Source organism: Pseudomonas sp. CH235 (assembly GCF_004368175.1).
Lineage (GTDB): Bacteria > Pseudomonadota > Gammaproteobacteria > Pseudomonadales > Pseudomonadaceae > Aquipseudomonas > Aquipseudomonas paraglycinae.
This window is the reverse complement of the sequence record NZ_RRZJ01000004.1, coordinates 39,743-65,742: the sequence shown is the minus strand read 5'-3', so window position 1 is coordinate 65,742 and position 26,000 is coordinate 39,743. Positions and strand designations below refer to the sequence as shown.

26 protein-coding genes are annotated in these 26,000 nt (G+C 63.2%); 10 read left to right on the top strand and 16 right to left on the bottom strand.

From position 1 onward, the window contains the following. The first annotated feature begins 40 nt into the window (after positions 1-40). Positions 41-1,924 (top strand): TonB-dependent receptor domain-containing protein, encoded by a 1,884-nt coding sequence (locus EIY71_RS05890; protein ID WP_134020911.1) that lies wholly within the window; start codon positions 41-43, stop codon positions 1,922-1,924. Here the strand turns inward: EIY71_RS05890 and EIY71_RS05885 are convergent. The 12 genes from EIY71_RS05885 to nrdR all read right to left on the bottom strand — a co-directional run bounded on the left by EIY71_RS05885 (position 1,921) and on the right by nrdR (position 10,627). Beyond that, positions 1,921-2,721, bottom strand: coding sequence for a cobalamin-binding protein (locus tag EIY71_RS05885; RefSeq protein ID WP_129972507.1), 801 nt, complete (start codon positions 2,719-2,721; stop codon positions 1,921-1,923). The genes EIY71_RS05890 and EIY71_RS05885 overlap by 4 nt on opposite strands. Beyond that, a complete protein-coding gene (locus EIY71_RS05880; protein WP_134020908.1) occupies positions 2,721-3,140 on the bottom strand; it encodes an MFS transporter in 420 nt (139 codons plus the stop codon). The genes EIY71_RS05885 and EIY71_RS05880 overlap by 1 nt, the downstream gene beginning before the upstream one ends. Beyond that, positions 3,137-3,754, bottom strand: a complete 618-nt coding sequence (gene ribA / locus EIY71_RS05875) for a GTP cyclohydrolase II (protein ID WP_007955551.1) — start codon at positions 3,752-3,754, stop codon at positions 3,137-3,139. Before ribA ends, EIY71_RS05880 begins: the two co-directional genes overlap by 4 nt. Before the next feature lie 133 nt (positions 3,755-3,887). Continuing rightward, positions 3,888-4,613, bottom strand: coding sequence for an ABC transporter substrate-binding protein (locus EIY71_RS05870; RefSeq protein WP_085747617.1), 726 nt, complete (start codon positions 4,611-4,613; stop codon positions 3,888-3,890). A 28-nt stretch (positions 4,614-4,641) separates the two neighbouring features. Further along, a complete protein-coding gene (locus tag EIY71_RS05865) occupies positions 4,642-5,145 on the bottom strand; it encodes a phosphatidylglycerophosphatase A (RefSeq protein WP_085697647.1) in 504 nt (167 codons plus the stop codon). Further along, on the bottom strand, positions 5,142-6,107 hold the full coding sequence (thiL, locus tag EIY71_RS05860; RefSeq protein WP_134020905.1) for a thiamine-phosphate kinase: 966 nt from the start codon (positions 6,105-6,107) through the stop codon (positions 5,142-5,144). Before thiL ends, EIY71_RS05865 begins: the two co-directional genes overlap by 4 nt. 27 nt (positions 6,108-6,134) lie before the next feature. Continuing rightward, the gene (nusB, locus tag EIY71_RS05855; RefSeq protein WP_007955566.1) at positions 6,135-6,635 is read right to left on the bottom strand and encodes a transcription antitermination factor NusB; all 501 of its coding nucleotides are present in this window, start codon (positions 6,633-6,635) and stop codon (positions 6,135-6,137) included. Beyond that, the gene (ribE, locus tag EIY71_RS05850; protein WP_003228649.1) at positions 6,632-7,108 is read right to left on the bottom strand and encodes a 6,7-dimethyl-8-ribityllumazine synthase; all 477 of its coding nucleotides are present in this window, start codon (positions 7,106-7,108) and stop codon (positions 6,632-6,634) included. The genes nusB and ribE overlap by 4 nt, the downstream gene beginning before the upstream one ends. 91 nt (positions 7,109-7,199) lie before the next feature. After that, a complete protein-coding gene (gene ribBA, locus EIY71_RS05845; RefSeq protein ID WP_011336136.1) occupies positions 7,200-8,291 on the bottom strand; it encodes a bifunctional 3,4-dihydroxy-2-butanone-4-phosphate synthase/GTP cyclohydrolase II in 1,092 nt (363 codons plus the stop codon). 16 nt (positions 8,292-8,307) lie between these two features. Continuing rightward, positions 8,308-8,985, bottom strand: a complete 678-nt coding sequence (locus EIY71_RS05840; protein ID WP_085609113.1) for a riboflavin synthase — start codon at positions 8,983-8,985, stop codon at positions 8,308-8,310. 47 nt (positions 8,986-9,032) lie between these two features. Beyond that, the gene (gene ribD, locus EIY71_RS05835; protein ID WP_134020902.1) at positions 9,033-10,166 is read right to left on the bottom strand and encodes a bifunctional diaminohydroxyphosphoribosylaminopyrimidine deaminase/5-amino-6-(5-phosphoribosylamino)uracil reductase RibD; all 1,134 of its coding nucleotides are present in this window, start codon (positions 10,164-10,166) and stop codon (positions 9,033-9,035) included. Further along, on the bottom strand, positions 10,163-10,627 hold the full coding sequence (nrdR, locus tag EIY71_RS05830) for a transcriptional regulator NrdR (protein ID WP_003228656.1): 465 nt from the start codon (positions 10,625-10,627) through the stop codon (positions 10,163-10,165). The genes ribD and nrdR overlap by 4 nt, the downstream gene beginning before the upstream one ends. Before the next feature lie 128 nt (positions 10,628-10,755). On the opposite strand from nrdR, the gene EIY71_RS05825 reads away from it, so the two are divergent. Genes EIY71_RS05825 through trxA form a run of 3 tightly spaced genes read left to right on the top strand, consistent with a single transcriptional unit; the run spans position 10,756 to position 12,785 of the window. Further along, a complete protein-coding gene (locus EIY71_RS05825; protein ID WP_007955577.1) occupies positions 10,756-11,220 on the top strand; it encodes a YbaY family lipoprotein in 465 nt (154 codons plus the stop codon). After that, positions 11,217-11,873, top strand: a complete 657-nt coding sequence (locus tag EIY71_RS05820; RefSeq protein ID WP_085688014.1) for a methyltransferase — start codon at positions 11,217-11,219, stop codon at positions 11,871-11,873. The genes EIY71_RS05825 and EIY71_RS05820 overlap by 4 nt, the downstream gene beginning before the upstream one ends. Positions 11,874-11,912: 39 nt before the next feature. Beyond that, positions 11,913-12,785, top strand: coding sequence for a thioredoxin (gene trxA, locus EIY71_RS05815; protein WP_085747611.1), 873 nt, complete (start codon positions 11,913-11,915; stop codon positions 12,783-12,785). Positions 12,786-12,788: 3 nt separating this feature from the next. Here the strand turns inward: trxA and EIY71_RS05810 are convergent, their stop codons facing one another. Next, positions 12,789-13,148 (bottom strand): hypothetical protein, encoded by a 360-nt coding sequence (locus EIY71_RS05810; protein WP_134020899.1) that lies wholly within the window; start codon positions 13,146-13,148, stop codon positions 12,789-12,791. 135 nt (positions 13,149-13,283) lie between these two features. On the opposite strand from EIY71_RS05810, the gene EIY71_RS05805 reads away from it, so the two are divergent. The 5 genes from EIY71_RS05805 to EIY71_RS05785 all read left to right on the top strand — a co-directional run bounded on the left by EIY71_RS05805 (position 13,284) and on the right by EIY71_RS05785 (position 17,256). Then, positions 13,284-13,877, top strand: a complete 594-nt coding sequence (locus EIY71_RS05805) for a DUF2796 domain-containing protein (protein ID WP_007955585.1) — start codon at positions 13,284-13,286, stop codon at positions 13,875-13,877. A gap of 14 nt (positions 13,878-13,891) precedes the next feature. Continuing rightward, a complete protein-coding gene (locus EIY71_RS05800; protein ID WP_007955587.1) occupies positions 13,892-14,602 on the top strand; it encodes an ABC transporter ATP-binding protein in 711 nt (236 codons plus the stop codon). Position 14,603: 1 nt separating this feature from the next. Further along, entirely contained in the window at positions 14,604-15,869 is a 1,266-nt protein-coding gene (locus tag EIY71_RS05795; RefSeq protein WP_074691637.1) for an ABC transporter permease, read from the top strand. An 11-nt stretch (positions 15,870-15,880) separates the two neighbouring features. Continuing rightward, positions 15,881-16,399: a DUF3299 domain-containing protein gene (locus tag EIY71_RS05790; protein WP_064384123.1), complete on the top strand. Its 519-nt coding sequence runs from the start codon at positions 15,881-15,883 to the stop codon at positions 16,397-16,399. A 158-nt stretch (positions 16,400-16,557) separates the two neighbouring features. After that, positions 16,558-17,256 carry an OmpW family protein gene (locus tag EIY71_RS05785; protein WP_074691639.1) on the top strand — a complete coding sequence of 233 codons (699 nt, stop codon included), beginning with the start codon at positions 16,558-16,560 and terminating at the stop codon, positions 17,254-17,256. A gap of 178 nt (positions 17,257-17,434) precedes the next feature. On the opposite strand, the gene EIY71_RS05780 is transcribed toward EIY71_RS05785, so the two are convergent. Together EIY71_RS05780 and EIY71_RS05775 are read right to left on the bottom strand one after the other, a co-directional pair. Beyond that, entirely contained in the window at positions 17,435-18,364 is a 930-nt protein-coding gene (locus tag EIY71_RS05780) for an NAD-dependent epimerase/dehydratase family protein (protein ID WP_129972515.1), read from the bottom strand. Beyond that, positions 18,357-19,241 carry a sugar nucleotide-binding protein gene (locus EIY71_RS05775; RefSeq protein WP_011336149.1) on the bottom strand — a complete coding sequence of 295 codons (885 nt, stop codon included), beginning with the start codon at positions 19,239-19,241 and terminating at the stop codon, positions 18,357-18,359. Before EIY71_RS05775 ends, EIY71_RS05780 begins: the two co-directional genes overlap by 8 nt. 178 nt (positions 19,242-19,419) lie before the next feature. On the opposite strand from EIY71_RS05775, the gene EIY71_RS05770 reads away from it, so the two are divergent. Next, a complete protein-coding gene (locus EIY71_RS05770) occupies positions 19,420-23,715 on the top strand; it encodes a DEAD/DEAH box helicase (RefSeq protein ID WP_134020896.1) in 4,296 nt (1,431 codons plus the stop codon). Here the strand turns inward: EIY71_RS05770 and EIY71_RS05765 are convergent. Then, complete coding sequence (locus EIY71_RS05765; protein ID WP_129972517.1) at positions 23,709-25,814, bottom strand: mechanosensitive ion channel family protein; 2,106 nt, start codon at positions 25,812-25,814, stop codon at positions 23,709-23,711. The two genes, EIY71_RS05770 and EIY71_RS05765, sit on opposite strands and share 7 nt — an antisense overlap. Positions 25,815-26,000: the final 186 nt, after the last annotated feature.

Genomic DNA, 26,000 nt, shown 5'->3' with positions numbered 1-26,000 from the left:
TGGAAATCTAGTGCACACCAGAAATACCAACGGAATACCGATGAACCTCTCGCGCCTCGCCCTGCCCCTCCTGCTGCTGCCCTCCGCCAACGCCCTCGCTGACAATTTCGAACGCGATCAGGCCCTGAAGCTGCCGGACATGCTGATCAGCGCCAACCGTCAGGTCGAAGCACGCAACGACAGCAGCGCCGCCAACACCGTGTTCACCCGCGAAGACATCGAGCGTCTGCAACCGCGCAGCGTCACCGATCTGCTGCAGCGGGTGCCGGGCGTGCAAGTCGCGCAAACCGGCGGACGTGGCAGCCTCCCGGGGATCTACATTCGTGGTACGCAATCGGCGCAGAGCCTGGTGCTGGTCGACGGCCAGCGCATCGGCAATTCCACCTCCGGCGACAGCAACCTGCAACACCTGAACATCGAACAGATCGAGCGCGTGGAAGTGCTGCGCGGTTCGCGCTCGGTGATTTACGGCAGCGATGCGATTGGCGGGGTGATTCAGATCTTCACCCGGCGCGGCGGCGAACAAGGCTTGCAGCCGCGGATGCATGTCGGATTCGGCAGCAACCAGACCTGGGAACGCAGTATTGGCCTCTCCGGCGGAGACGAGAAAACCCGCTTCAACCTCGGCGCCAGCCTCGATGAAACCGCCGGCCTCGACCGCACCCACGAGTCCTACCCCAGCGACAGCGACCACGACGCCTACCGCAACAAATCCATCAGCCTGAGCCTCAGCCATGCGTTGACCGATGACATCGAAGTTGGCGCCAATCTGCTGGATAACCGTGGCAAAAGCGAGTTCGACAACCCGTTCGGACGCTTCGACCCGGTGACCTTCGACTCTGTGCAGCAGCAACCGTACAGCGATTTCACCGTCAGCAGTTTCAGCAGCTACATCGACGCGCGGATCAACGAGCGCTGGAAGTCGCGCCTGGAACTCGGCCATAGCGAAAACCGCGAGAAGTCCTTCGACAAGCTCAGCGACGAGCGCTCGGTGTTCAACACCTACCGTGATTCGGTGACCTGGCAGAACGACCTGACCCTCGATGCACGCAACAGCCTGATCCTTGGCGGCGACTGGTACGAAGATCGCGTCAACAGCAGCACCGCGTTCGACGAAGACAGCCGCTGGAACCGCGCAGCCTTCATCCAGCATCGCTTCCAGGCCGACAGTTTCTCCACCGAACTGGGCCTGCGCCGTGACGACAACCAGCAGTTCGGCGGCCAGAACAGCTGGAGCGGCACGCTGACCTTGCCGGTCAACCCGGACAACGATCTGCTGCTCAGCTACAGCGAAGGCTTCCGCGCGCCGACCTTCAACGATCTGTATTACCCGGACTTCAGCAACCCCGACCTGAAACCGGAAACCTCGAAAAGCTACGAGCTGCAATGGCGCAGCCAGTTGAGCGACAGCACTCGCCTCGAAGCCTCGCTGTACCGGACCGATCTGGAAGACGCGATCATCTTCGGCAGCAACTCACGCCCGGAAAACGTCGCCTCGGCGCGAATCAACGGCTTCGAAGCAGCGCTGAAACAGGAGCTGTTCGGCTGGCAGAGCAACCTCGGCGTGGCGATCATCGATCCCCGCGACCGCGACACCGGCCACACTTTGGCACGGCGTGCCCGTCGCACCCTGAGCTGGGATCTGGATCGACAGTTCGATCGCCTTGGCCTCGGCGCGAGTTGGCAGGCCGTCAGCAGCAGTTATGACGATCTGAACAATCAGCAACCATTGGGCGGTTATGCACTGCTCGGATTGCGCAGCAGCTGGGCGCTGAACCGAGAGATCAAACTGGATTTCAAGGTCGATAACCTGCTGGACAAGGGTTACAGCCGGGCGCTGTACAGCCATGACGGCAGTCAGTATGACTATCGCGAGGAAGGTCGGGCGTTCATGTTCGGCGTGACCTGGACGCCGCAGCTCTAACGATCTGGCGCGATCAGCTGGCAGAGCTTGGCGGTCGCCTCGATCATCTGCCCGCTCGGACGCTCAAGGCCTTTATCGGTGACCAGCAGCAACTGCCCGTGCTTGACCGCTGCCACTTGTGGCCAGGCGTTCCACGCCTCCAGTTGCGGCTGATCGCCGGCCAGTATCACTTCGGGATCACGCTGTAAAACCGCTTCGATGCTCACCTGTGGCGCTGACAGGCTCAGGTCGGCGAACACATTGCGTGCGCCACACACTTCAAGCGCATCGCTGATGATTTGTCCGCCACCGACGGTGTACAGCGGCTTGTCCCAAACCTGATAGAACACCCGCAGCGGTACTTCGCGGCGGTAGCGCTGGCGCAGCTTATCGAGTTTTTGCCGCAACTCGCTGGCCCGCGCGATCCCACGCTCAGGACGACCGAGCTGTATCGCGATGCCCTCAATCTGCGCAATCAGCTGTTCGAGACTGTGGGGCTCGGCAACGAACGTCGGGATGTTCAGGCGCTTGAGCTGATCACGTTGAGCCGGGCCGACACTGCCGGGCCACAACAGCAACAAGTCAGGCTTGAGGCTGAGCAACCGTTCCATGTCTAGCTGGCCGTAACGGCCCACCGAAGGCACGTCCTTGATCGCGGAAGGACGCTCACCGGCATCCAGCACCCCGACCAGCAGGTCGGCCGAACCCAGTTCAACCACGATTTCGGACAGAGATGGCGCGAGGCTGACCACCCGCAGAGCGGCCAGCGTTTCACCGCTGACGGCCAGCAGCAGAACCGCCAGCCAGAGACGACGCATCAAGCGAGTTGACGCGGGATACGGTAGAGGTAGAACAGCACCGCCGTGGACAGCGCCAGCAACATCAGCGGCACCGCTTCAAGGCCAACGAACACCGCCAGCGCACCAATCCATGCCGGCAGCGCCGCGACCACGTATGCACTGCGAAGGCAGGCCGCCAGGGCAATCCAGGCAGCGGGCTCTTCAGGAGTATCGAGGGCTTTTTGCGTGGCGATCAGCGCATGTTTGTAGCGCCCGAAAAACTTCAGGCTGACAAACATCGAGGCCACGCCAGCGATAAAGAAAGGCAGCGCCAGCACCGGCAGAATCGCCTCGCCCTGGCCGAACACAGCGTTGATCACGAACAGCGGCACCAGCGCCAGCGCCAGGTATTTCCACCAGGCGATCGACAGACGGCGCCGCACTTGCCCGCGGGTCACGCCCGGTCTACCTCGCCCTGATGCTCGTTGCCCATCATGTGGTCGAGCTTGCTGGCCTTGGTCGCCAGATAGAGTTTGTTGTGCGGGTTGTGGCCGGTGTGCAGCGGCACGCGCTCGGCAACAACGATACCCATATCGGTCAAGGCTTTGACCTTGCGCGGGTTGTTGGTCATCAGACGCAGGGATTTGACGCCCAGATGCTCCAGCATCGGCAGGCACATGGCGTAGTCACGCTGGTCGGCGGCAAAGCCCAGACGCTCGTTGGCTTCAACGGTGTCGGCGCCGCCGTCCTGCAATTCGTAGGCACGGATCTTGTTCAACAGACCGATGCCGCGTCCTTCCTGACGCAGGTACAGCAACACGCCACGACCTTCGCGAGCGATGGCTTTGAGGGCGCCCTCAAGTTGCGAACCGCAGTCGCAACGCTGGCTGAACAAGGCATCGCCGGTCAGGCATTCGGAGTGCAGACGGCCGAGTACCGGGGCACCGTCGGCAATCTCACCCAGGCTCAGCACGACGTGCTCGCGGCCGGTGGCTTCATCGAGAAAACCGTGCATGGTGAATTGCGCAAAAGGCGTTGGCAGCTTGGAAGCGGCGACAAAAACGACAGGCACCGGTGTGCTCCTGATCTGAAAAGTCTGAAGATTCGCTGGGCGGCATTGTAACAGCAGGTTCCCGCAGGCGCTTAGGCTGAATTATCGGCCATAACGATCAAAAAGTTTGATAACAGGCTCGCCCTTATCGCGTTCATTCGAAGGGATACGGCTGCTTCCAGCGCTCGAAGATCGGCTTCAACTCGCCGTTCTTTACCAGTTGCTCCATGCGCTGGTCGTAGATCGACATCAGTGCACGGGCTTGCGGGGTGTCGGCGAAACCGAGGTACAGCGGCAATTCCGCCAGATGTGAATAACGGTACTGCGACGGGTCGGCGGCGTTTCTCACCACCGCTTCTATTTCCGTCAGCGCATCGATGTAGTAATCCGCCCGCCCCTGTTTGAGCATCGACAGGATGCCGGTGCGACGCTCGATCTGGTTGAAGCGTTTGACGTTCGGCAGGTAGGTTTCGTAGCGATAGCCGCGCACCCAGGCCAGTCGGTATTTGCCCAGCGTCGCCTGGGTCGGCGAGGGATTGCTGGCCAGGCCGAGCGCGTAGATGTGGTCGGAATCGAAATTCCATTTCGGGTACAGCACCTGTTCGGCTTCACCGCGATAGGAACCGACCAGTGCGTCGGCTTCCTTCAACTGCACCAGCCCGACCGAGCGGGTGTAGGGCACGGTGCGAATATCCAGGGTCACGCCGGCCGGCTCGAAGACTTTGCGCAACACGTCCCAGCCCAGGCCATGACCATCGGCGGCGGTGTAGTCTTCCCAGTCTTCGCTGGCCAGGTGAATGACCGACGGCGGTGCGTCCTGTGCCTGGGCCATGGCGCCAAGCAAGGTCAAAACCACTATCGCCAACCAGCGTCGAGTCATCCCTGCGTCCCTCATCCACGCCTGGAAATCAGGCGAAAAGCCACACCAGTCCCTGCATCGCCAGCCAGGCGAATACGCCGGCCAGCACGTCGTCGAGCATGATGCCGACGCCGCCGTGAACATGCCGGTCGATCCAGCGGATCGGCCACGGCTTGAGAATGTCGAAGAAGCGGAACACCAGGAACCCGGCGAGCAACCAGTACCAGCCTTCCGGCACCAGCCACAGGGTGATCCACATCCCGACCATTTCGTCCCAGACGATGCCTTCGTGGTCGTGCACCCGCAGATCGTCGGCCACTTTGCCGCACAGCCAGAAGCCGAACAGCATGGTGATACCAAGCATCAGCCAGTAACCCCAGTCGGGCAGCATCTGCCACAACGGGATAAAGGGTAGCGCAACTAACGAGCCCCAAGTGCCCGGCGCCTTGGGCAAGGTGCCCGAGCCGAAGCCGAACGCGAGGAAATGCCAGGGATTGCGCCAGACCGACGGCGGAACGAATTCGGCCGGAACCTGTTTCGGGTGATCTGTCACGGTGACTCCTGAAAATGTTGATAACCCCGGATTTGCGGGGTGATGTCGTGCCCGTCGCGATCCAGCAGCACCACGCCCTGGCCTTGCGTTACGCGGCCGATCACATGGATCGGCCAGCCATCGGCGAGCAGCGCCGGCACCTCGTCGGACGGCAACGTGAAAGCCAGCACGTAATCATCGCCACCGCTCAACGCCGCACGCTCGGCGCCGCGCTGGCCGAGAAACGCCACCAAGGCGTCCGACAACGGAACACGCTCGCGCTCGACTTCGAGGCGAACCTTCGAAGCCAGTGCGATGTGACCGCAATCGGCGAGCAAGCCATCGGAGATGTCCAGCGCCGAGGTGGCCTTGCCACGCAGGGCCTGACCAAGGGCGAGTTGCGGTTGCGGCGACCAGTAATGATCGAGCAGCGGCTGGGCGATATGGGGTTCGGCGTCACGCTGACCCAGCACCAGCGGCAAGGCACCGGCTGCGTTGCCCAGCTCACCGCCGACACACAGCAGATCGCCCGGTTGTGCGCCGCTGCGGGTGAGCGCTTTGCCGGCCGAGACGCGGCCGAACACGGTGACGGTCAGGCTCAACGGCCCGCGCGTCGTGTCGCCGCCAACCAGTGCCACGCCGCAGCCCTGCGCCATGCGGTTCAAACCGCGGGCATAGGCTTGCAGCCAATCGGCGGTCACCGTCGGCAGAGTCAGGGCAAGGGTAAAGGCAACGGGCGTGGCACCCATGGCAGCGAGGTCGCTGACCGCCACGGCCAGCGAGCGCTGACCGAGCAGAAACGGATCGCAGGGATCGGCGAAATGCACGCCGGCCACCAGCGTATCGGTGGAAACCGCCAGCTGTTCCCCGGAAGGAACCGCCAGCAAGGCGCAGTCATCGCCGATCCCCAGTGCAACGCCTTCGCCGCCCTGCGCACAAGGCGCGGCGGCGAAGAAATTGCGGATCAGCTCAAACTCGCCCATGGCCGAGAAAAAGTATTCAAGCGCGGATCAGCGCTTGAACGCCTTCACTTCAGCTTCACGCAGGCGCGGAGCCAGCTTGTCGAGCACGCCGTTGACGAACTTGTGGCCGTCGGTCGAACCGAACACCTTGGCCAGTTCGATACCTTCGTTGATCACAACGCGGTACGGCACGTCGACGCGCTTGAGCAGTTCCCAGGTGGACAGGCGCAGAACGGCCAGTTCAACCGGGTCCAGCTCTTCGATCGCCAGGTCCAGGCAAGGCGTGAGCGCGTTGTCGATTTCGGTCTTGAACTGCGGAACCCCGTGGAGGATTTCGCGGAAGTAAGCACCGTCGACATCGGTGAAATCGTTATCGACCCGGAACTGCGCTTCGATCTCGTTCAACGACTGCCGAGCCATGTGCCACTGATACAGGGCCTGTGTCGCGAGCTGACGGGCTTCGCGGCGCTTGGCGCTTTTCGATGGCTTGCCGGCATCCGCAGGTTTCGGATCGCGCGGGTTGAAACGATCGCTTTCGTCGCTAATCACTTGGCCTCCAACTGCGCCAGCAGGCTGACCATTTCCAGAGCGGACAGGGCAGCTTCAGCACCTTTGTTGCCGGCCTTGGTGCCGGAACGTTCGATGGCTTGCTCGATGGAATCAACGGTCAGGACGCCGAAAGCGACCGGTACGCCGAACTCCATGGACACCTGGGCCAGGCCCTTGGTGCACTCGCCAGCCACGTATTCGAAGTGCGGAGTGCCGCCACGAATGACCGCGCCCAGGGCGATGATTGCTGCGAACTCGCCTTTCTGGGCGACTTTCTGCGCAACCAGCGGGATTTCGAAGGCGCCAGGTGCGCGGATGATGGTGATGTCGCTTTCGCTCACGCCGTGGCGAACCAGGGCATCAACTGCACCGCTGACCAGGCTTTCAACCACGAAGCTGTTGAAGCGGCCCACTACCAAAGCGTAGCGGCCTTTAGGGGCGATGAAGGTACCTTCGATGGTCTTCAGGGTCATTCGTCAGATCTCTTAAAGAGCCGGGACGCGTCTGTTTCGCGTCCCTCAGTGATTTATTTGCCGCGAATTCGGAGCCGGAAACAACCGGTCATTATTCGGAGGGCACGTATTCTACAACTTCCAGATCGAAACCGGATATTGCATTGAACTTCATCGGCGCCGACATCAGTCGCATTTTGCGCACGCCGAGGTCACGCAGGATCTGCGAACCGGCACCAACGATGCTGTAGGTGGTCGGTTTTTTCACCGCCGCCTGATCGCCGGTTTCGCGGATGTGCGCCAGCAACACGTCGCCATCCAGTGGGTGACCGAGCAACAGCACCACACCGCTGCCGGCCTCGGCAACCGCAGCCATGGCGGCGCGCAGGCTCCAGCGGCCCGGTTGTTTGACCATTAGCAGGTCACGCAGCGGGTCCATGTTGTGCACGCGAACCAGGGTCGGTTCTTCGGCGCAAACGGTGCCCAGGGTCAGTGCCATGTGCACGTCGCCTTCCACGGAATCACGATAGGTCACCAGGTTGAATTGGCCCAGTTCGCTGTCCAGCGGCTGCTCGGCAATCCGCTGAACGGTACGTTCGTGGATCATCCGGTAGTGAATCAGGTCGGCGATGGTGCCGATCTTGATGTCGTGTTCGGCCGCGAAGGCTTCCAGCTCGGCGCGACGGGACATGGTGCCGTCGTCGTTCATCACTTCGCAGATCACACCGCTCGGCTCGAAACCGGCCATGCGCGCCAGGTCGCAGGCGGCTTCGGTGTGACCGGCGCGGGCCAGGGTGCCACCGGCCTGAGCCATCAGCGGGAAAATGTGGCCCGGGCTGACGATGTCTTCGGCTTTCGCGTCTTTCGCAGCGGCCGCTTGCACGGTGCGCGCACGGTCAGCGGCGGAAATGCCGGTGGTCACGCCTTCGGCGGCTTCGATCGAGACGGTGAACTTGGTGCCGAAACCGGAACCGTTGCGCGGAGCCATCAGCGGCAGCTTCAGGGTTTCACAGCGCTCGCGGCTCATCGGCATGCAGATCAGGCCACGGGCGTATTTGGCCATGAAGTTGATGTGCTCGGCCTTGCAGCATTCGGCGGCCATGATCAGGTCGCCTTCGTTCTCGCGGTCTTCGTCATCCATGAGGATGACCATCTTGCCTTGGCGGATGTCTTCAACCAGTTCTTCGATGCTATTGAGCGCCACAAGGCACCCCCTTCAGTCAGGATTTGAGGTAGCCGTTGGCGGCCAGAAAGCTTTCAGTGATGCCACCGCCAGGCTTTTGTGAAGAGTCAGGCTCAGCGGCCCTGTCGCCCAGAAGCAGACGCTCCAGATAACGCGCCAGCAAGTCGACCTCCAGATTCACCCGGCGACCTGGCTTGTAGGACGCCATGATGGTTTCGCTCAGGGTGTGCGGAATGATCGTCAGCAGGAATTCGGCGCCATCGACCGCATTCACGGTCAGGCTGGTGCCGTCGACGGTGATCGAGCCTTTGTGGGCGATGTACTTGGCCAGCTCTTTCGGCGCGCGGATGCGAAATTCCACGGCGCGGGCATTGTCACTGCGCGATACCACTTCGCCGACACCGTCGACGTGACCGCTGACCAGATGGCCGCCGAGACGGGTGGTCGGGGTCAGGGCTTTTTCCAGGTTGACCGGGCTGCCGCTTTTCAGGTCATTCATGGCGGTGCAGTCGAGGGTTTCGCGACTGACGTCGGCGGCGAAGCCGTTGCCCGGCAGTTCAACCGCGGTCAGGCACACGCCGTTGACCGCGATGCTGTCGCCGAGTTTGACGTCGCTCAGGTCGAGCTTGCCGGTTTCGACATGCACCCGCACATCACCGCCCTTTGGGGTCAGTGCGCGGATACTGCCGATGGATTCGATGATGCCGGTAAACATGGGGTTCTCCTTGAGAACGAAGCCAGCGCTAACGCGATGGCCGGGAATTATACGCTCGCCGATGAGACAGGGATTGCAGTGACTCGCCAGTCATCGCCAACCGCGCGAATTTCAGTGATTTTCAGCTCCGGCGCATCCTTCATATAGGCCAGCGGCCAGTCCAGAAGCGGACGCGCCGTGGAGCCGAGGAACTTGCCGGCAATGAAGATCACGAACTCGTCGACCAGACCGAGCTGGGCAAACGCGCCGGCCAGTCGCGGACCGGCCTCGACCAGCACTTCGTTGACGCCACGGTTGGCCAGTTCGATCAGCAATTGATGCAGATCGACCTGACCGTCATCGCCCGGCACGATCAGGCATTCCGGACCGTGGGCGTACTGTTCTTCGATGGCCACGCAGGTGGCAACCAGCGCCGGACCGGCCTTGAAGAACGGCGCATCCAGCGGCACCCGCAGACGCCCGTCGATCAGCACCCGCAGCGGCGGACGGCTCAGGGCGAGCGCGGTTTGTTCGGCATCCAGCCCCAGCTCATCGCCGCGAACGGTCAGGCGTGCGCCATCGGCCAGCACCGTGTCGGCGCCGGTCAGCACCACGCTGGCCTGGGCGCGCAGACGCTGCACTGCCGAACGCGCGGCAGGGCCGGTGATCCATTGGCTCTCGCCGCTTTCCATCGCTGTGCGGCCATCGAGACTCATGGCCAACTTCACCCGCACGAACGGCAAGCCATGTTCCATGCGCTTCAGAAAACCTTGATTGAGCTTGCGCGCCTCAGTTTCCAGCACGCCGCTTTCGCTGGCGATGCCGGCATCGCTCAAGCGCTGCAGACCGCGTCCGGCGACTTGTGGATTCGGATCACGCATCGCCGCGACCACCCGACCGACACCGGCATTCACCAGCGCATCGGCGCACGGCGGCGTACGGCCGTGGTGGCTGCAAGGTTCGAGGGTGACGTAAGCCGTGGCGCCCCGGGCCCGTTCACCGGCGGCGCGCAGGGCGTGGACTTCGGCGTGGGGTTCGCCGGCGCGTTCATGCCAGCCTTCGCCGACAATCTGCCCGTCGCGCACGATCACGCAGCCGACCCGGGGATTGGGGTGCGTCGTGTAATGCCCCTTGCGCGCCAGCTCCAGGGCCCGGGCCATGAAGTGGGCGTCGAGGATGGCCTGCTCGGCGGCGGTGGTCATTCTTTCACCGGTTCACGGGCGAGGCGGTCGATCTCTTCGCGAAATTCGTTGAGGTCCTGGAAGCGGCGGTACACGGAAGCGAAACGGATGTAGGCCACTTCATCGAGCTTCTGCAGCTCGGCCATCACCAGTTCGCCGACCACGAGGGACTTGACCTCGCGCTCGCCGGTGGCGCGCAGCTTGTGTTTGATATGGACCAGAGAGGATTCGAGGCGCTCGACGCTCACCGGACGTTTCTCCAGGGCGCGCTGCATGCCGGCGCGGAGTTTTTCTTCGTCGAACGGTTGGCGGCTGCCGTCGGTTTTGATCAGGCGCGGCAACACCAGTTCGGCCGTCTCGAACGTCGTGAAACGTTCGCCGCAGGCCAGGCATTCACGCCGGCGGCGCACCTGTTCGCCCTCGGCGACCAGACGCGAGTCGATGACCTTGGTGTCGTTGGCACCGCAGAAGGGACAGTGCATGGTGGCTGGCAACAAAAAAAGGGAGGGCCATGGTAGCGCATCCCGGTGGCAAGACAAGCCATAGGCTTTGCGGTATACAGACTGCCATGATCGTTTGATCCATGGATTTCATTTTGCTGGAGCCGCCAATGTCCCTACGACCGCTCGTTTTGCTCAGTGTTTTCAGCCTGCTGGTTGCCTGTGGCAGCGATGCGCCCAAGCCTCAGCCGCCCACGCCGGGCCCGGCGCCGCAACAGGCGCAGAAAAAAGCCCGGGAAGCCGCCGACCTCGGCCCGCTGCCCGCGTATCAACGGGAACTGAGCGGCACCCTGCAAGGCGTGCCGGCCGGCGCCGAAGTCGAACTGGCGCTGCTGGTGATCGACGCAAAGGATCGCCCGCAACAATTGCTCGCCAGTTCCAGCCTGATCGGCAACAACCAGATTCTGCCGTTCCATCTGCGCTTCAACCCCGACGCTTTTCCGGTGGGTGCGCGGGTTGAACTGCGCGGCCGCGCCAGCCAGTCCGGCCAGTTGATCCTGCACCTGCCGTCGCAGACCATCACTCAGCCGACCACCCAGGCGCTGGGTCAGCTGCAATTTGTCAAAGCACCATGAATGCACCGTCAGACCTGCAACAGTCGCTGGGCGAATTGCTCGGCGACGCCCGGCTGAAGGCCTGTGCGTTGCCGGACACCGATTTGCAGCTGTGGCTGATCGACGGCGACAACATGGCGCGCGAATTCAGCCAGGAGGAAACCCAACGAATCCTGCATGAACCGCCGTACTGGAGTTTCTGCTGGGCCAGCGGTCTGGCGGTGGCGCGCTATCTGGCGGAGTTTCCCGAGTGGGTTCGAGGCAAGCGGGTGCTGGATTTCGGCGCCGGTTCCGGAATCGCCGGCATTGCAGCGGTGAAGGCCGGCGCGCTGGAAGTAGTGGCCTGCGACCTCGACCCGCTGGCGATTGCCGCCTGTCGGGCGAATGCCGAACTCAATGATGTGCAGATGAGCTATTCCACGGATTTCTTCGCCGAGGCGGATCGCTTCGATCTGATCCTGGTGGCCGACGTTCTTTACGACCGGGAAAACCTGCCGCTGCTCGACGCCTTCCTGAGCCGTGGCCGCGAAGCGCTGGTGGCGGATTCGCGGGTTCGGGATTTCCGTCATCCGTTGTACCGGCGCATCGAAATGCTCGAAGCCATGACTCTGCCGGATCTGGCCGAGCCCGAAGAGTTTCGCCATGTCAGCCTCTACCATGCGGCCCGCGCCTGACCGTATAGTTGCCCCATTCACGCTTTTACGAGATACCCCATGAGTCAGCAAACGCCGTACATCTTCGACGCCACGACGGCCGACTTCGACCAGTCGGTGATCGAGGCTTCCTTTCAAAAACCGGTGCTGGTGGATTTCTGGGCCGAATGGTGTGCACCGTGCAAAGCGCTGATGCCGATGTTGCAAGGGATCGCCGAGAGCTATCAGGGCGAGTTGCTGCTGGCCAAGGTCAATTGCGATATCGAGCAGGACATCGTCGCCCGTTTCGGCATCCGTAGCCTGCCGACCGTGGTGCTGTTCAAGGACGGTCAACCGGTGGACGGCTTTGCCGGTGCGCAACCGGAATCCGCCGTGCGCGCCCTGCTCGAACCGCATGTGCAGATGCCGGCGCCGTCCGCCGCCGATCCGTTCGAACAGGCTCAGGCACTGTTCGATGAAGGCCGTTACGCCGACGCGGAAGCGGCACTGGTTACGCTGCTGGGCGAAGACAACACCAACGCCAAGGCGCTGATCCTCTACGCTCGCTGCCTGACCGAACGCGGTGAGCTGGGCGAAGCGCAAACCGTGCTCGACGCGGTCAAGAGCGACGAGCACAAAGCCGCACTGGCCGGCGCCAAGGCGCAGATCAAGTTCCTTGGTCTGGCCCGCGACCTGCCGGACGCCGCCGACCTGAAGAGCCGTCTGGCGCAAAACCCGCAGGACGATGAAGCGGTGTATCAACTGGCGATCCAGCAACTGGCCCGTCAGCAATACGAAGCGGCGCTGGACGCCCTGCTCAAGCTGTTCATCCGCAACCGCAGCTACGGCGAAGGCCTGCCGCACAAGACCTTGCTGCAAGTGTTCGAACTGCTGGGCAACGATCACCCGCTGGTGACCGCTTACCGGCGCAAGGTGTTTGCGGCGCTGTACTAAGCGCTACTCGATCCAACTGTAGAGCGGCGTATCCCCGCCGCTCAGCACTTTCACATCGGAAGAATGACGCAGGCGCACCAGCAAGCGCTTGCCCGCCGCTGCGCTGCCGGTCAGCCCTTCGAGCTGATCCAGCAACTCCGGGCCGCTGAGTTGTCCGGCCTTGCGCAACAGATCACTGGCGACCTGCCACAACGCGTCATCCTGATTCACCGGTTTCGCCACCGGCGCCGCCGCTGCTGTCTGCGGCTGGGCCGTCTGCACCTGCACGCCAAACTGCGCACCGAGCCGCGCCCAGTCGCTTTCATCCAGTTCCAGGGTCAAATCCACCGGCAACTCGCCGACGGTTCCGCGTATCCGCAACATAAGCTTCGCTCCCGCACATTTCTGACCTGCATGCTCCCATGGGACTTGTGTAACGCCAAGCGGGCGGGCAAACTCTGCGCACTTTCGTTATAAGATTACATAACAAACTCTTCACTTTACTTCCCGGAGACCGCCATGCGTCGTCTGCTGCTCGCTTTGCCGTTTGCCCTGTTGCCGCTGGCCATCGCCCATGCCGCCGATGAGCATGATCACGACCATGAGCACGGCAGCCTCGGTGCCCACGAACATGGCGTCGGTCGCCTGAACGCCGCGCTCGACGGCCAGACCCTGGAGCTGGAGCTGGAAAGCCCGGCGATGAACCTCGTCGGTTTCGAACACGTCGCCACCAGCGATGCCGACAAGGCCAAGGTCGCAGCCGCGCGTGCTCAGCTGGAAAAACCGCTGGCGCTGTTCAGCCTGCCGGCCGCCGCCGGTTGCAAGGTCACCAGCCAGGAACTGGAAAGCCCGCTGTTCGGCGACAAACCGGATGCCGACGACCACGACGAAGAGGAAGCCGGCAAGGACGGTCACGAGCATCATCACGACCACAGCGAAATCCACGCCCACTACCAATTCAGCTGCGCGGCGCCGGGTGCGTTGAAAACCCTGGATCTGGCGAACCTGTTCAATACCTTCCCGGCCACTCAGAAAATTCAGGTACAACTGATCAGCCCGAGCGGCCAGCAAGGCACGGAAGTGACGGCCAAGGCCGCCGCCCTGAAGTTCTGACACGAAACGGCGCCATGACCCAAGCACTCATCGAACTGTCCGACCTGGGCTTCAACTGGCCCGGTCACCCGCCGCTGCTGGACATCCCGGCGTTTCGTCTGGAAGCCGGCGAAACCCTGTTCCTCAAGGGCCCCAGCGGCAGCGGCAAGACCACCCTGCTCGGCCTGCTCGGCGGGGTGCAGAAACCCGGCCGCGGCAGCATTCGCCTGCTCGGCCAGGAGCTGACCGAACTGGGTGCCGGCGCCCGTGATCGCTTTCGCGTCGATCACACCGGCTACATTTTCCAGCAGTTCAACCTGCTGCCGTTTCTCTCGGTGCGCGAGAACGTCGAGCTGCCGTGCCACTTCTCGAAGCTGCGTGCCGAACGTGCGAAGCAGCGTCACGGCAGCGTCGATCAGGCCGCCGCCACCCTGCTCGCCCACCTGGGTCTGAAGGACGAAAGCATCCTGAGTCGCCGCGCCGATTCGCTGTCGATCGGTCAGCAACAGCGGGTCGCTGCGGCCCGTGCGTTGATCGGTCAACCGGAACTGGTGATCGCCGACGAACCGACCTCGGCGCTGGATTACGACGCCCGGGAAAACTTCATTCGCCTGCTGTTCGCCGAGTGCCGCGAAGCCGGCTCGAGCCTGTTGTTCGTCAGCCACGACCAGAGCCTGGCGCCGCTGTTCGACCGTCACCTGTCCCTGGCCGAACTCAATCGCGCCGCCACGTCTGCCGAGGTTTGAGATGTATCTGTTTCGTCTGGCCATGGCCAGCCTCGCCAACCGGCGTTTCACCGCCCTGCTCACCGCTTTCGCCATCGCGCTTTCCGTCTGCCTGCTGCTGGCGGTGGAGCGGGTGCGCACCGAAGCCAAGGCCAGTTTCGCCAGCACCATCAGCGGCACCGACCTGATCGTCGGCGCCCGTTCCGGTTCGGTGAACCTGTTGCTGTACTCGGTATTCCGCATCGGCAACGCCACCAACAACATTCGCTGGGACAGCTTCGAACACTTCGCCAGCAACCCGAAGGTGAAGTGGGCGATCCCGATGTCCCTCGGCGATTCCCATCGCGGCTACCGGGTGATGGGTACCACCGAAGCCTATTTCGAGCATTACCAGTACGGTCGCCAGCAGCACCTGGAACTGGCCGACGGCCGCGCCTTCGCCACCGATCCGTTCGAAGTGGTGCTCGGTGCCGAAGTGGCCGAGGCGCTGCACTACAAGCTCGGCGACAAACTGGTGCTGGCCCATGGCGTGGCGGCGATCAGTCTGGTCAAGCACGATGACAAGCCGTTCACCGTGGTCGGCATTCTCAAGCGCACCGGCACCCCGGTGGATCGCACGTTGCACATCAGCCTCGGCGGCATGGAGGCGATCCACATCGACTGGCACAACGGTGTGCCGGCCCGTGGCAACGGCCGGATCAGCGCCGATCAGGCGCGCAACATGGACCTGACGCCGCAAGCGATCACTGCGTTCATGCTCGGCCTCAACAGCAAGATTTCGACCTTCGCCCTGCAACGGGAGATCAACGAATTCCGTGGCGAGCCGATGCTGGCGATCCTGCCGGGTGTGGCCTTGCAGGAGTTGTGGAGCCTGATGAGCACCGCCGAAAAAGCGCTGTTCGTGGTCTCGCTGTTCGTGGTGCTGACCGGGTTGATCGGCATGCTCACGGCGATTCTCACCAGCCTCAACGAACGCCGCCGCGAGATGGCGATCCTGCGTTCGGTGGGCGCGCGGCCGTGGCATATCGCGAGCCTGCTGGTGCTGGAAGCCTTTGCGCTGGCATTGACCGGGGTGATCGCCGGGCTGGCGTTGCTGTACCTCGGCATCGCTGCGGCACAAGGTTATGTGCAGGCCAATTACGGGCTGTATCTGCCGCTGGCCTGGCCAAGCGAGTATGAATGGACGCTGCTCGGTGGCATTCTGGCTGCCGCGCTGCTGATGGGCAGCGTGCCGGCCTGGCGCGCGTATCGCCAATCCCTGGCCGATGGCCTGTCGATCCGTTTATGAGGATGTTCACCATGCCCCGCGCTGTCCTTGCGCTGCTGTTGCTGGTCGCCCTGCCCGTGTGGGCGGCGGCGCCGAAAGACCTGACCTGGTCGGAGATGATCCCGCCGGACGCGGCGCCGGAAGTGCCGAACATGACGCCGCTGCACGACCTCTCGAAGATGAGCGATGCACTGTCTGCCGAGTCCGCGCCAGCGGCCAAGCAGGACATGCCCAACGCCCCCGTGGTGCAAAGCCTCGATGGCCAGAATATCCGCCTGCCGGGCTACATCGTGCCGCTGGAAGTCAGCGAGGAAGGTCGCACCACGGACTTCCTGCTGGTGCCGTACTTCGGCGCCTGCATCCACGTGCCGCCGCCACCGTCGAACCAGATCGTGCACGTAAAAAGCGAACTCGGCGTGAAGCTCGACGAGCTGTATCAGCCGTACTGGGTCGAGGGGCCGTTGCAGGTCAAGCAGTCCACCAGCGAACTGGCCGATGCCGGGTATCAGATGGAAGCGGACAAGATTTATGTGTACGAGCTGCCGGAGTAAGTCCGGCAGTCAGTTATAGCCCTCTCCACTGGCTTTGCGAGCAAAGGTTCCACAAAAAAACCGCCCATCACTGTTTCATTGAGCTGAGTCAAAAGACCGTATCAGACGGATTCGTACCATAGGACATCAAACATTTTTAACGTCCTTTGGGAGCTTCCATGAACAAGTCCTTGCTCAGCGCCTCGCTGTTTGCCCTCGCGCTCGCAGCCCCGCTCGCCCACGCCCACGAAGCCGGCGACATCATCGTTCGTGCCGGTGCGATCACCGTCAACCCGAAGGCCGACAGCTCCAGCGTCAAGGTCGATCAGGGTCCGTTGAGCGGCACCAACCTGGGCGGCAAGGCGACCATGAGCAGCGACACCCAACTGGGTCTGAACTTCGCCTACATGCTGACCAACAACATCGGTATCGAGCTGTTGGCCGCGTCCCCGTTCGAACATGACGTGAAGCTCAAGGGCACTGCCCTGCCAGCCGCCAACGGCAAGCTCGGCACCCTGAAACACCTGCCGCCGACCCTGAGCGTCGTCTACTACCCGCTGGACGCGAAGTCGCCGTTCCAGCCGTACATCGGCGGCGGCATCAACTACACCTGGATCTACGACGAGCACGTCGGCAGCGAAGCCCAGTCCAACGGTTTCAGCAACTTCAAGGCGAAAAACTCCTGGGGCCTGGCCTGGCAGGTCGGCGCCGACTACATGCTGACCGACAACATCATGCTCAACGCCCAGGTGCGCTACATCGACATCGATACCCGCGCCACCGTCGAGAACAACGCCGTGGCCCCGGGCACCCGTGCACGGGTGAATGTGGACGTTGATCCCTTCATCTACATGGTTGGTCTAGGCTACAAGTTCTAAAGAACGTTCACGTGGTGGTGAATGAGGCTTGGTGGCGAGCAGGCTCAGAACTGGCGGCGATGTTACGCCATCGACCGGGGAGCAAGCTCCCTCGCTACAGGAAACCGGTTTGAAAGCCGAATTCCGGCCGTGAAAAAGGCGCCTGTCAAAAGGCGCCTTTTTCATGTCCGCAAGAAGCTCAGCGGCCGAGCAGACGGGCCAGGCCGACGTTCATCGGCGTTGGCGTCGGGCACTTGAATCGCTCAAGCAACCGGCGGTTGTTCGCCCGCGAATGACGGATGTCACCGGAGCGCGCCGGGCCATAGCTGACGGGCGGCAATTCGCCGACCACCGCTTCGAGCGCGGCCAGCATCTGCTTGAGATTGGTCGCCTGATTCCAGCCGACGTTCACCGCACCGACGTCCACTCGCGGCTTTTCGATCGCCTGCACCAGCACATCGACCAGATCTTCGACGTACATGAAATCCCGGGTCTGCTCGCCATCGCCGAACACAGTGATCGGCAGGCCTTTCTGCGCGCGTTCGCTGAAAATGCTGATCACCCCGGAGTACGGCGAGGACGGATCCTGACGCGGGCCGAAGATGTTGAAGAAGCGGAAGATCGCCGGTTCCAGACCGTGCTGGCGACGGTAGAAATCGAAGTACTGCTCGCCGGCCAGTTTGTCCGACGCGTAAGGCGTCAACGGCGCCTTGGGCGTGTCTTCGTCAATCGACTCGCCTTCGCCATTGTTGCCGTAGACCGCCGCACTGGATGCGTACAGCACACGTTTCACGCCAGCCTCGCGCATGGCTTCGCAGACGTTCAGCGTGCCGATGAAATTGCTCTGGTGGGTTTTCACCGGATCGTCCACCGACGCCTGCACCGACGCGACGGCGGCCAGATGGGCGACAGCGCTGCAACCCTGCATCGCTTGTGCGACCAGAGCAGCATCGGCCACATCGCCGATGATCAGTTCGACCTTGGGATTATCCAGCGGCAGGTTGCTGCGCTTGCCGGTCGACAGATCATCGAGGATCCGCACCGAATGGCCGTTGGCGAGCAACGCGTCAGTCAGGTGCGAGCCGATGAAACCGGCGCCGCCGGTGATGAGAACAGGGCCTTCAGCCATGACGATAAAACCTATCCAGTAAGCCCGGGAGCGCGGCACGCCAGGCACGCGGCTTGATCCCGAAGGTGTGCAGAATTTTCTTGCAGGCGAGTACCGCGTGTTGCGGTTCTTCAGCGGCATCCGGCCGCGCGGCGTGGGCCTGGGCGGTCGGCGCTTCGATGGCCAGCGGGTGCAGACTGCGCGCCTCGGAGAGAATCGCCTGGCCCAGCGCCAGCGGCGTGGTCGCCTCGTGGCCGGCGTAGTGGTAAGTGCCCCACAGCGGCGCGGCGCAATCGAGTTGCTTGAGCACCGAAATGATCACCCGCGCCGCATCGTCGACCGGTGTCGGATTGCCACGGCGGTCATCGGCCAGCAGCAGTTCTTCCGGCTGTTCGGCACGGGCCAGGAAGCGCCCGAGGATCCCCTCCGGGCTGTCGTCGAGCAGCCAGCCGAAACGCAGCAGCACGTGTTGCGGACAGGTGGCGCGTACGCTCTGCTCGATCCGCCACAGGGCCTGACCGCGCAGGCCCAATGGCACTGGCTCGTCCTTTTCGCTGTAGGCAGTGGCACGAGAACCGTCGAACACCCGATAACTGGACGGCTGCACCAGCACGATGTTGTGGTGCTGGCACAGTTCGGCCAGACGCTCGATCGCGCGTTCCTGTCCGGCCAGACGGCTTTCGCTGACGGCCTCGGCCTGGAACCAGTCGAAATAGTAGGCAAGGTTGATCAATGCATCGGGACGGGTGTCGTCGAGCAATTGGGTCAGGCTCGCGGCATCCCAGCCGTCTTCGGGCGGGCGGGGGGCGAGGAAACCGATGTCTTCCTCCGCACCGAGGCGAATCAGCGCCTGCCCAAGGGCATTTCCGCCGCCCAGTAACATAAGGCGCATTCGCATAGAGTCAGCAGGCCCAGTCTGATTGGAACGATGGCTTTGGCGACGATGCTCGTGGCAGCGTCGTCGATAATTGCCGGAATCGTTGCATTTTGCGGGTTTAGTGCGCAACCGTCACCCGTAAAGTGTAGATCCCGAGCGGTACTTGCAACTTCGCCCGCCCACCCGCATAACTGAAGGCATGAATCTGCCCCTCCCCAAGGACGCGGCCCTGGCAGGCTTCCACCCCGCCGTCAGCGCCTGGTTCAGCAGCACCTTCCCGACGGTAACGGCCGCCCAGGCCCGCGCATGGCCGTTGATCCGCCAACGCCGCTCGACGCTGATCGCCGCGCCCACCGGCTCCGGCAAGACCCTCACCGCGTTCCTCGCGGTGCTCGACGAACTGGTCCACCGTGGCCTGGAAACCCCGGACGGTCTGCCGGACGAAACCCTGGTGGTCTACGTTTCGCCGCTCAAGGCGCTGTCCAACGACATCCGCATCAATCTGCAGAACCCGCTGGCCGGGATTACCGACCAGCTGCGCCAAATGGATCTGCCGGCGCTGGAAATCACCACCGCCGTGCGCACCGGCGACACCCCGCAGAAAGACCGCGCCGCCATGCGCAAGAGCGCGCCGCACATATTGGTGACCACCCCGGAATCGCTCTACGTGCTGCTCGGCTCCGAGTCCGGCCGAAAAATGCTCGGTACCACGCGCACGGTGATCGTCGATGAAATCCACGCCATCGCCGCCGGCAAACGCGGCAGTCACCTGGCCTTGAGCCTCGAACGCTTGCAGTCGCTGTGTCCTGAACCACTGACCCGCATCGGTCTGTCAGCCACGCAAAAACCGATCGATGCGGTTGCGCGTTTTCTGGTCGGCCATGAGCGCCCGTGCGAAATCATCGACATCGGCCACGCCCGCCCACGGGATCTGGGCATCGAAGTGCCGCCGGTGCCGTTGTCGGCGGTGATGGCCAATGACGTCTGGGAACTGGTCTACGACCGCCTCGCCGCACTGGCCCGTGAACACCGCACCACGCTGATTTTCGTCAACACCCGACGCCTGGCCGAACGCCTGAGCCGGCACCTGAGCGAACGCCTCGGCAAACACGCGGTGGCCGCGCACCACGGCAGTCTGGCGAAGGAGTTTCGCCTCGACGCCGAGCAGCGGCTCAAGCGTGGCGAGTTGCAAGTACTAATCGCCACCGCGTCGCTGGAACTGGGGATCGACATCGGCGAAGTCGACCTCGTGTGTCAAATCGCCTCGCCACGTTCGATCGCCGGCTTTCTGCAACGGGTCGGTCGTTCCGGGCACCAGGTCGGCGGCACCCCCAAGGGGCGCCTGTTCGCCACCACCCGCGACGACCTGATCGAATGCGCCGCGCTGCTCGACTGCGTGCGCCGGGGTGAACTCGATACACTGCACATCCCCGAGGCGCCGCTGGATGTGCTGGCGCAGCAGATCATCGCCGAGGTCAGTTGCCAGGAATGGGCCGAGGACGATTTGCTCGCGCTGTTCCGTCGGGCCGAGCCCTACGCCCGCCTCGACGAAACACATTATCAGGCGCTGCTGAGCATGCTCGCCGAGGGCTACAACGGCCGCCAGGGCATCCGCAGCGCCTACCTGCACCGCGACGCCGTCAGCCGAACCCTGCGCGGACGACGCGGCGCACGGCTGGCCGCCGTCACCAGCGGCGGCACCATCCCCGACAACGCTGACTACAGCGTTTTGCTCGAACCTCAGGGCCTGAACATCGGCAGCGTCAACGAAGACTTCGCCGTGGAAAGCATTGCCGGCGACGTGTTCCAGCTCGGCAACGCCTCCTATCGCATCCTGCGAGTGGAAACCGGCAAGGTGCGGGTCGAGGATGCCCAGGGTCAGCCACCGACCATTCCGTTCTGGCTCGGCGAAGCACCGGGACGCAGCGATGAGTTGTCGGCGGCCGTGGCGCGCCTGCACGCGCAGCTCGATCAATTGCTCAGCGCCAGCCCCGGCAATCTGCAACCGGCCCTCGACTGGCTGACCGAAACGCTTGGCCTGAACCTGGCCAGCGCCGAGCAACTGGTGGATTACCTGGCCCGCGCCCGCCTCGCCCTCGGCGCCTTGCCGTCCCAGGACACACTGCTGATGGAGCGTTTTTTCGACGAGTCCGGCGGCACCCAGCTGATCATTCACTCGCCGTTCGGCAGTCGTATCAACCGCGCCTGGGGCCTGGCCCTGCGCAAGCGTTTCTGCCGCACCTTCAACTTCGAATTGCAGGCCGCCGCCAGCGAAGACGCGATCGTCCTGTCGCTGTCCACCAGCCACAGTTTCGAACTCGACGAGGTCTGGCGTTACCTGCACAGCAACAGCGCCGAGCACATCCTGATTCAAGCCGTGCTGGATGCGCCGCTGTTCGGTGTGCGCTGGCGCTGGAATGCCGGCGTGGCGCTGGCCTTGCCGCGCTACACCGGCGGACGCAAAGTCGCGCCGCAATTGCAGCGGATGAAAAGCGAAGACCTGATCGCCAGTGTGTTTCCCGATCAGATCGCCTGCCTGGAAAACCTCGCCGGCGAACGGGAAATCCCCGCGCATCCGCTGGTGGAACAGACCCTCGACGATTGCCTGCACGAAGCGATGGACAGCGAGGGCTGGCTCGAACTGCTACGGCGCATGGAGCGCGGCGAAGTGCGCCTGATCGCCCGTGACCTGCCGGCGCCCCCGCCGCTGGCGGCGGAAATCCTCAGCGCCCGGCCCTATACCTTTCTCGACGATGCGCCGCTGGAAGAGCGTCGCACCCAGGCCGTGCTCAACCGCCGCTGGAGCGATCCGCAATCCACCGATGATCTCGGTGCACTGGACGCCGATGCGATCAACGCCGTGCGCGAAGAAGCGTGGCCGACGCCGAACAGTGCCGATGAAATGCACGAAGCGCTGATGAGCCTGGCCTGCATCAGCGACCGCGAAGTCGCGGCCAATCCGCAATGGCGCGAGTGGCTGAATGCTTTGGCCGAAACCGGGCGAGCCTGCCGATTGCAGATCGATCCCGAGCACTCACTGTGGCTGGCGAGAGAACGCCTGACCTGTCTGCAAGCGCTTTATCCACAGGCGCATTCTGAACTGGCCGCGTTGCCCGGTTTCGACGAAGCATGGACCGCCGATGAGGCACTGATCGAAGTGATCCGCGCGCGGCTCGGCGCATTCGGTCCGCAACCGCTGGTGGCGATTGCCGAGCCGCTGGCCCTGATGCCGGCCGCTGTTCATCAAGCCCTCGCTCATCTGGAGCGTGAAGGTTATGTACTGCGCGGCCAGTTCACGCCGGGATCGACCGTTGAAGAATGGTGCGAACGCCATCTGCTGGCGCGCATTCACCGCTACACGGTCAAGCGTCTGCGCCGGGAAATCGAGCCGGTGGCGTTGCAGGATTTCATGCGGTTTCTGTTCGACTGGCAGCACTTGTCCCCGTCAACCCGTGGTCAGGGCAGCGGTGTGTTGCCGGCGATTGTCGGTCAGTTCGAAGGCTACCCGGCTGCCGCTTCGGCGTGGGACAGCGACCTCCTTCCCGCGCGGCTCAAGGACTATTCACCGAGCTGGCTGGACGATCTGTGCCGCAGCGGAAAGCTGGTGTGGACGCGCCTCAGCGCCCGGCAAAACATCAGCGGCACGGCGTTGCGCAGCACACCGATCGTGTTGCTGCCGCGCAGTCAGGTCGGCTTGTGGAGTGCGCTGGCCGAGCAGACGCCGGTGAGCGAACTCTCGCCCAAGACCCGCAAGGTTTTCGACGCGCTGAGCCAGCACGGCGCGCTGTTTTTCGATGAGCTGATTCATGAAGCGCACCTGCTGCGCACCGAGCTGGAAATCGCCTTGCAGGAACTGGTCGGCGCCGGGCTGGTGAATGCCGACAGCTTTGCCGGATTGCGGGCGCTGATCACCCCGGCGAGCAAGCGCCAGCAGCGTAGCAGTCGACGCGGGCGCGGGGCGTTTGTCGGTGGCATGGACGATGCCGGGCGCTGGGCGCTTTTGCGTCGCGGGCCGGTGGTGGAAAACCGTCAAACGGCGTCGCCCGAAACCCTCGAACACATCGCCATGACCTTGTTGCGCCGCTATGGCGTGGTGTTCTGGCGCCTGCTGGAACGTGAGGCCGACTGGCTGCCGAGCTGGCGCGAACTGCTGCGCACGTTCCATCGACTGGAAGCGCGGGGCGAGATTCGCGGCGGACGCTTTGTCAGCGGTCTGGCCGGCGAGCAATTCGCCCTGCCCGAGGCGATTCCGCTGCTGCGCGAAGTCCGCCGTCGGCCCCATGACGGCAGCCTGATCGCGGTGTGCGGTGTCGACCCGCTGAACCTCGCCGGCACCTTGCTGCCGGGGGCGAAAGTGCCGGCGCTGGCGAGCAATCGGCTGGTGTATCGCGATGGGTTGCCGGTCGCTGCCGAGGTCGCGGGCAAGCCGCAATTCTGGGTGGAGCTGGACTCCGCCGCCATGAGCGAAATCCGCAACAGGCTGACCCGTCACTGAGTGCGCGCCTGCTCCGGCAACACCACCGACGAATGCGCCGGCGCCACCTCTTCTTCCTGTCGCTTGGGCAGCAAAACCTGCTGTGGATAAGTCTGCGCGAAATGCACCCACGGGCTGTTATCCACAAGCTTTTTCAGACGCTGGTTGAATGCGCGGCTCACAGCATATTGCCCACCGGAAACCGTGCGAAATTGCGCGGTCAGTACCACGCCGTTGAGGTCCATCTTGTCTACGCCAAAGACATCCAGCGGCCCTTGCAGGTTGTACTTCAGGAACGGGTCTTCGCGAATCGAATCGCCCGCTTCGCGGATCAGCTCGATAGCCTTGTCGACATCGGTATCGTAGGTGAACTGCACCGAGAAAAACGCGAACGCAAACTGCCGCGATTGGTTGGTCACAGCCTTGATCTGACCGAACGGCACCGAGTGCACGAAGCCCTTGCCGTCGCGCAGGCGCAGGGTGCGAATGGTCAGGCCCTCGACCGTGCCGGCATGCCCGGAATCGAGCACCACCCAGTCACCGATCGACAGGGTGTCTTCGATGATGATGAACAGCCCGGTGATCACGTCCTGCACCAGTTGCTGCGAGCCGAAACCGATGGCCAGACCGACCACCCCGGCACCGGCCAGCAACGGCGCGACGTTGATCCCAAGATTGGCCATGGTGGTGATCGCGCAGATCACCACCAGGATGATTTTGATCGCGTTGCGCAGCAGCGGCAGGATGGTTTTCACCCGGGTGCTGGGCTGGCGCGCCGAGCGTTTGCTGACCGGTGGTTTCAGTGCTTCCTGGATCGCCGTGTCGAGCACCACCCACAGCAGCCACGTCACGAGGAAGATCAGGCCGATGCTGCTCAGGGCATTGCTGATCGCCCGACCGACCGTGCTGCTTTGCGCGAAGTCGAGCAGCGACACACCCCAGATCCGCCCGAGGATATCGATGAACGCAATCGCAACGACGATCCGCAGCAAGGCGTGCAACAGGCTGAGGAAACGTTCCTTGTAGGCACTGCTGCGCTGGATCGCCTCGGCCCTGCGCGACTTGAACAGGTGTTGCAGCACAGTGCTGAGAAACACTGTGCCGATCAGCAGCACCGTGGTGAGCAACGCGCAGCGCAGGGCTTTCTGGTTGTCCTCGCCGATGCCGATCAGATTGACCGCCGAGACCAGCACCATCAGCACGATCGGCCAGTACCAGAGCCCGGAAAAAATCCGTAGCGACTCCTGCAGCGACGGCTGTTTCAGACGCTGGGCCAGCGGGCGATTGCGGATCAGGTGCGCCACCGGCCGACGCAGGCGAATCACCAGCAGACCGAAGATAATCGACGCCAGAAGACCGGTGAACACCGCGATACTGCTGGTGATGTTGCCGCCCAGTTGGCGGGCGATCTGCGGGCTGGTCAGGGCGTCACTCAACGCGGCGAGGAAGCCGATCAGGAACAGCGGTTTCGGGCAGTAGTCGCGAATGATCTGCACGGCGCGGCGCTTGTGGCCGACATTGAACATCACCACCACGCACAACAGCATCGACGTGGAAAATATCCCGCTGCTGGTGGCGTAGGCAAAACACAGCGCCAGCGCGCGACCGACCGAGGCCGACAGAAAATGGCTGACGTAAAGGGTCAGCGGCAGACAGATCAGTGCGGGCAGCGTGTAAGGCAACAGGTAACCGAGCAGGTCCTGACTGCGCTGGCGGGTGCGCAGCCAGCGCCCTTCCCGCAGACGTTTGCCCAGCACGCTGCCGAGCACGGTCAACACGGCAAAGGTGCCCAGCCACACGCCGGAGAGCATCAGGAAATCCCCCGCCACGCTCCAGCCGGAGCGGTTCGAGGGTTGGTTGACCAGCCTGTCGACTTCATCCGCCGCCCGGTCGGCGCGCAGGCGCCAGGCGTCGACCAGATGCTCGTTGAGATCGAGTTTGTCCTGCACGTCGTCGATGCTGGAACTGATGGCGCCGAGCAGCCCGCCCTGCACGATCGGCTCCGGTTTGGCCGGCTCTTCACTGGCCGCCGGAACGCCCGGCAAGCTGGCGGCTTGCACTGCATTGCCGCCGAACAACAGCAATGCCCCCAATAGAATCGCGATCCTGAACCTGGTCAAAACGCAGAGCTCCCTTGGTTGAACCTGTATGGAACTGATCGACATTTGGCCGGCAAAGTTCAAGAGCCCCCTCACCCCAGCCCTCTCCCAGAGGGAGAGGGAGCCGACTGAGTTGTTTTCAATAGTTACATCGACCTGAAAGGTTCGTTTTGATCTCAAGTCCGAGAGCCGGTCTGTGCTGTGTCG

What these genes read in the sequence shown, in the direction of transcription:
- nrdR (WP_003228656.1), bottom strand. Translation starts at nt 10,627, where the DNA reads ATGCACTGTCCCTTCTGCGGTGCCAACGACACCAAGGTCATCGACTCG.
- EIY71_RS05775 (WP_011336149.1), bottom strand. Translation starts at nt 19,241, where the DNA reads ATGCGAATGCGCCTTATGTTACTGGGCGGCGGAAATGCCCTTGGGCAG.
- EIY71_RS05785 (WP_074691639.1), top strand. Translation starts at nt 16,558, where the DNA reads ATGAACAAGTCCTTGCTCAGCGCCTCGCTGTTTGCCCTCGCGCTCGCA.
- EIY71_RS05800 (WP_007955587.1), top strand. Translation starts at nt 13,892, where the DNA reads ATGACCCAAGCACTCATCGAACTGTCCGACCTGGGCTTCAACTGGCCC.
- EIY71_RS05885 (WP_129972507.1), bottom strand. Translation starts at nt 2,721, where the DNA reads ATGCGTCGTCTCTGGCTGGCGGTTCTGCTGCTGGCCGTCAGCGGTGAA.
- EIY71_RS05805 (WP_007955585.1), top strand. Translation starts at nt 13,284, where the DNA reads ATGCGTCGTCTGCTGCTCGCTTTGCCGTTTGCCCTGTTGCCGCTGGCC.
- EIY71_RS05770 (WP_134020896.1), top strand. Translation starts at nt 19,420, where the DNA reads ATGAATCTGCCCCTCCCCAAGGACGCGGCCCTGGCAGGCTTCCACCCC.
- EIY71_RS05795 (WP_074691637.1), top strand. Translation starts at nt 14,604, where the DNA reads ATGTATCTGTTTCGTCTGGCCATGGCCAGCCTCGCCAACCGGCGTTTC.
- ribE (WP_003228649.1), bottom strand. Translation starts at nt 7,108, where the DNA reads ATGACCCTGAAGACCATCGAAGGTACCTTCATCGCCCCTAAAGGCCGC.
- EIY71_RS05870 (WP_085747617.1), bottom strand. Translation starts at nt 4,613, where the DNA reads ATGACTCGACGCTGGTTGGCGATAGTGGTTTTGACCTTGCTTGGCGCC.
- EIY71_RS05810 (WP_134020899.1), bottom strand. Translation starts at nt 13,148, where the DNA reads ATGTTGCGGATACGCGGAACCGTCGGCGAGTTGCCGGTGGATTTGACC.
- EIY71_RS05820 (WP_085688014.1), top strand. Translation starts at nt 11,217, where the DNA reads ATGAATGCACCGTCAGACCTGCAACAGTCGCTGGGCGAATTGCTCGGC.
- EIY71_RS05825 (WP_007955577.1), top strand. Translation starts at nt 10,756, where the DNA reads ATGTCCCTACGACCGCTCGTTTTGCTCAGTGTTTTCAGCCTGCTGGTT.
- EIY71_RS05840 (WP_085609113.1), bottom strand. Translation starts at nt 8,985, where the DNA reads ATGTTTACCGGCATCATCGAATCCATCGGCAGTATCCGCGCACTGACC.
- EIY71_RS05790 (WP_064384123.1), top strand. Translation starts at nt 15,881, where the DNA reads ATGCCCCGCGCTGTCCTTGCGCTGCTGTTGCTGGTCGCCCTGCCCGTG.
- trxA (WP_085747611.1), top strand. Translation starts at nt 11,913, where the DNA reads ATGAGTCAGCAAACGCCGTACATCTTCGACGCCACGACGGCCGACTTC.
- EIY71_RS05780 (WP_129972515.1), bottom strand. Translation starts at nt 18,364, where the DNA reads ATGGCTGAAGGCCCTGTTCTCATCACCGGCGGCGCCGGTTTCATCGGC.
- ribD (WP_134020902.1), bottom strand. Translation starts at nt 10,166, where the DNA reads ATGACCACCGCCGCCGAGCAGGCCATCCTCGACGCCCACTTCATGGCC.
- thiL (WP_134020905.1), bottom strand. Translation starts at nt 6,107, where the DNA reads ATGGGCGAGTTTGAGCTGATCCGCAATTTCTTCGCCGCCGCGCCTTGT.
- EIY71_RS05890 (WP_134020911.1), top strand. Translation starts at nt 41, where the DNA reads ATGAACCTCTCGCGCCTCGCCCTGCCCCTCCTGCTGCTGCCCTCCGCC.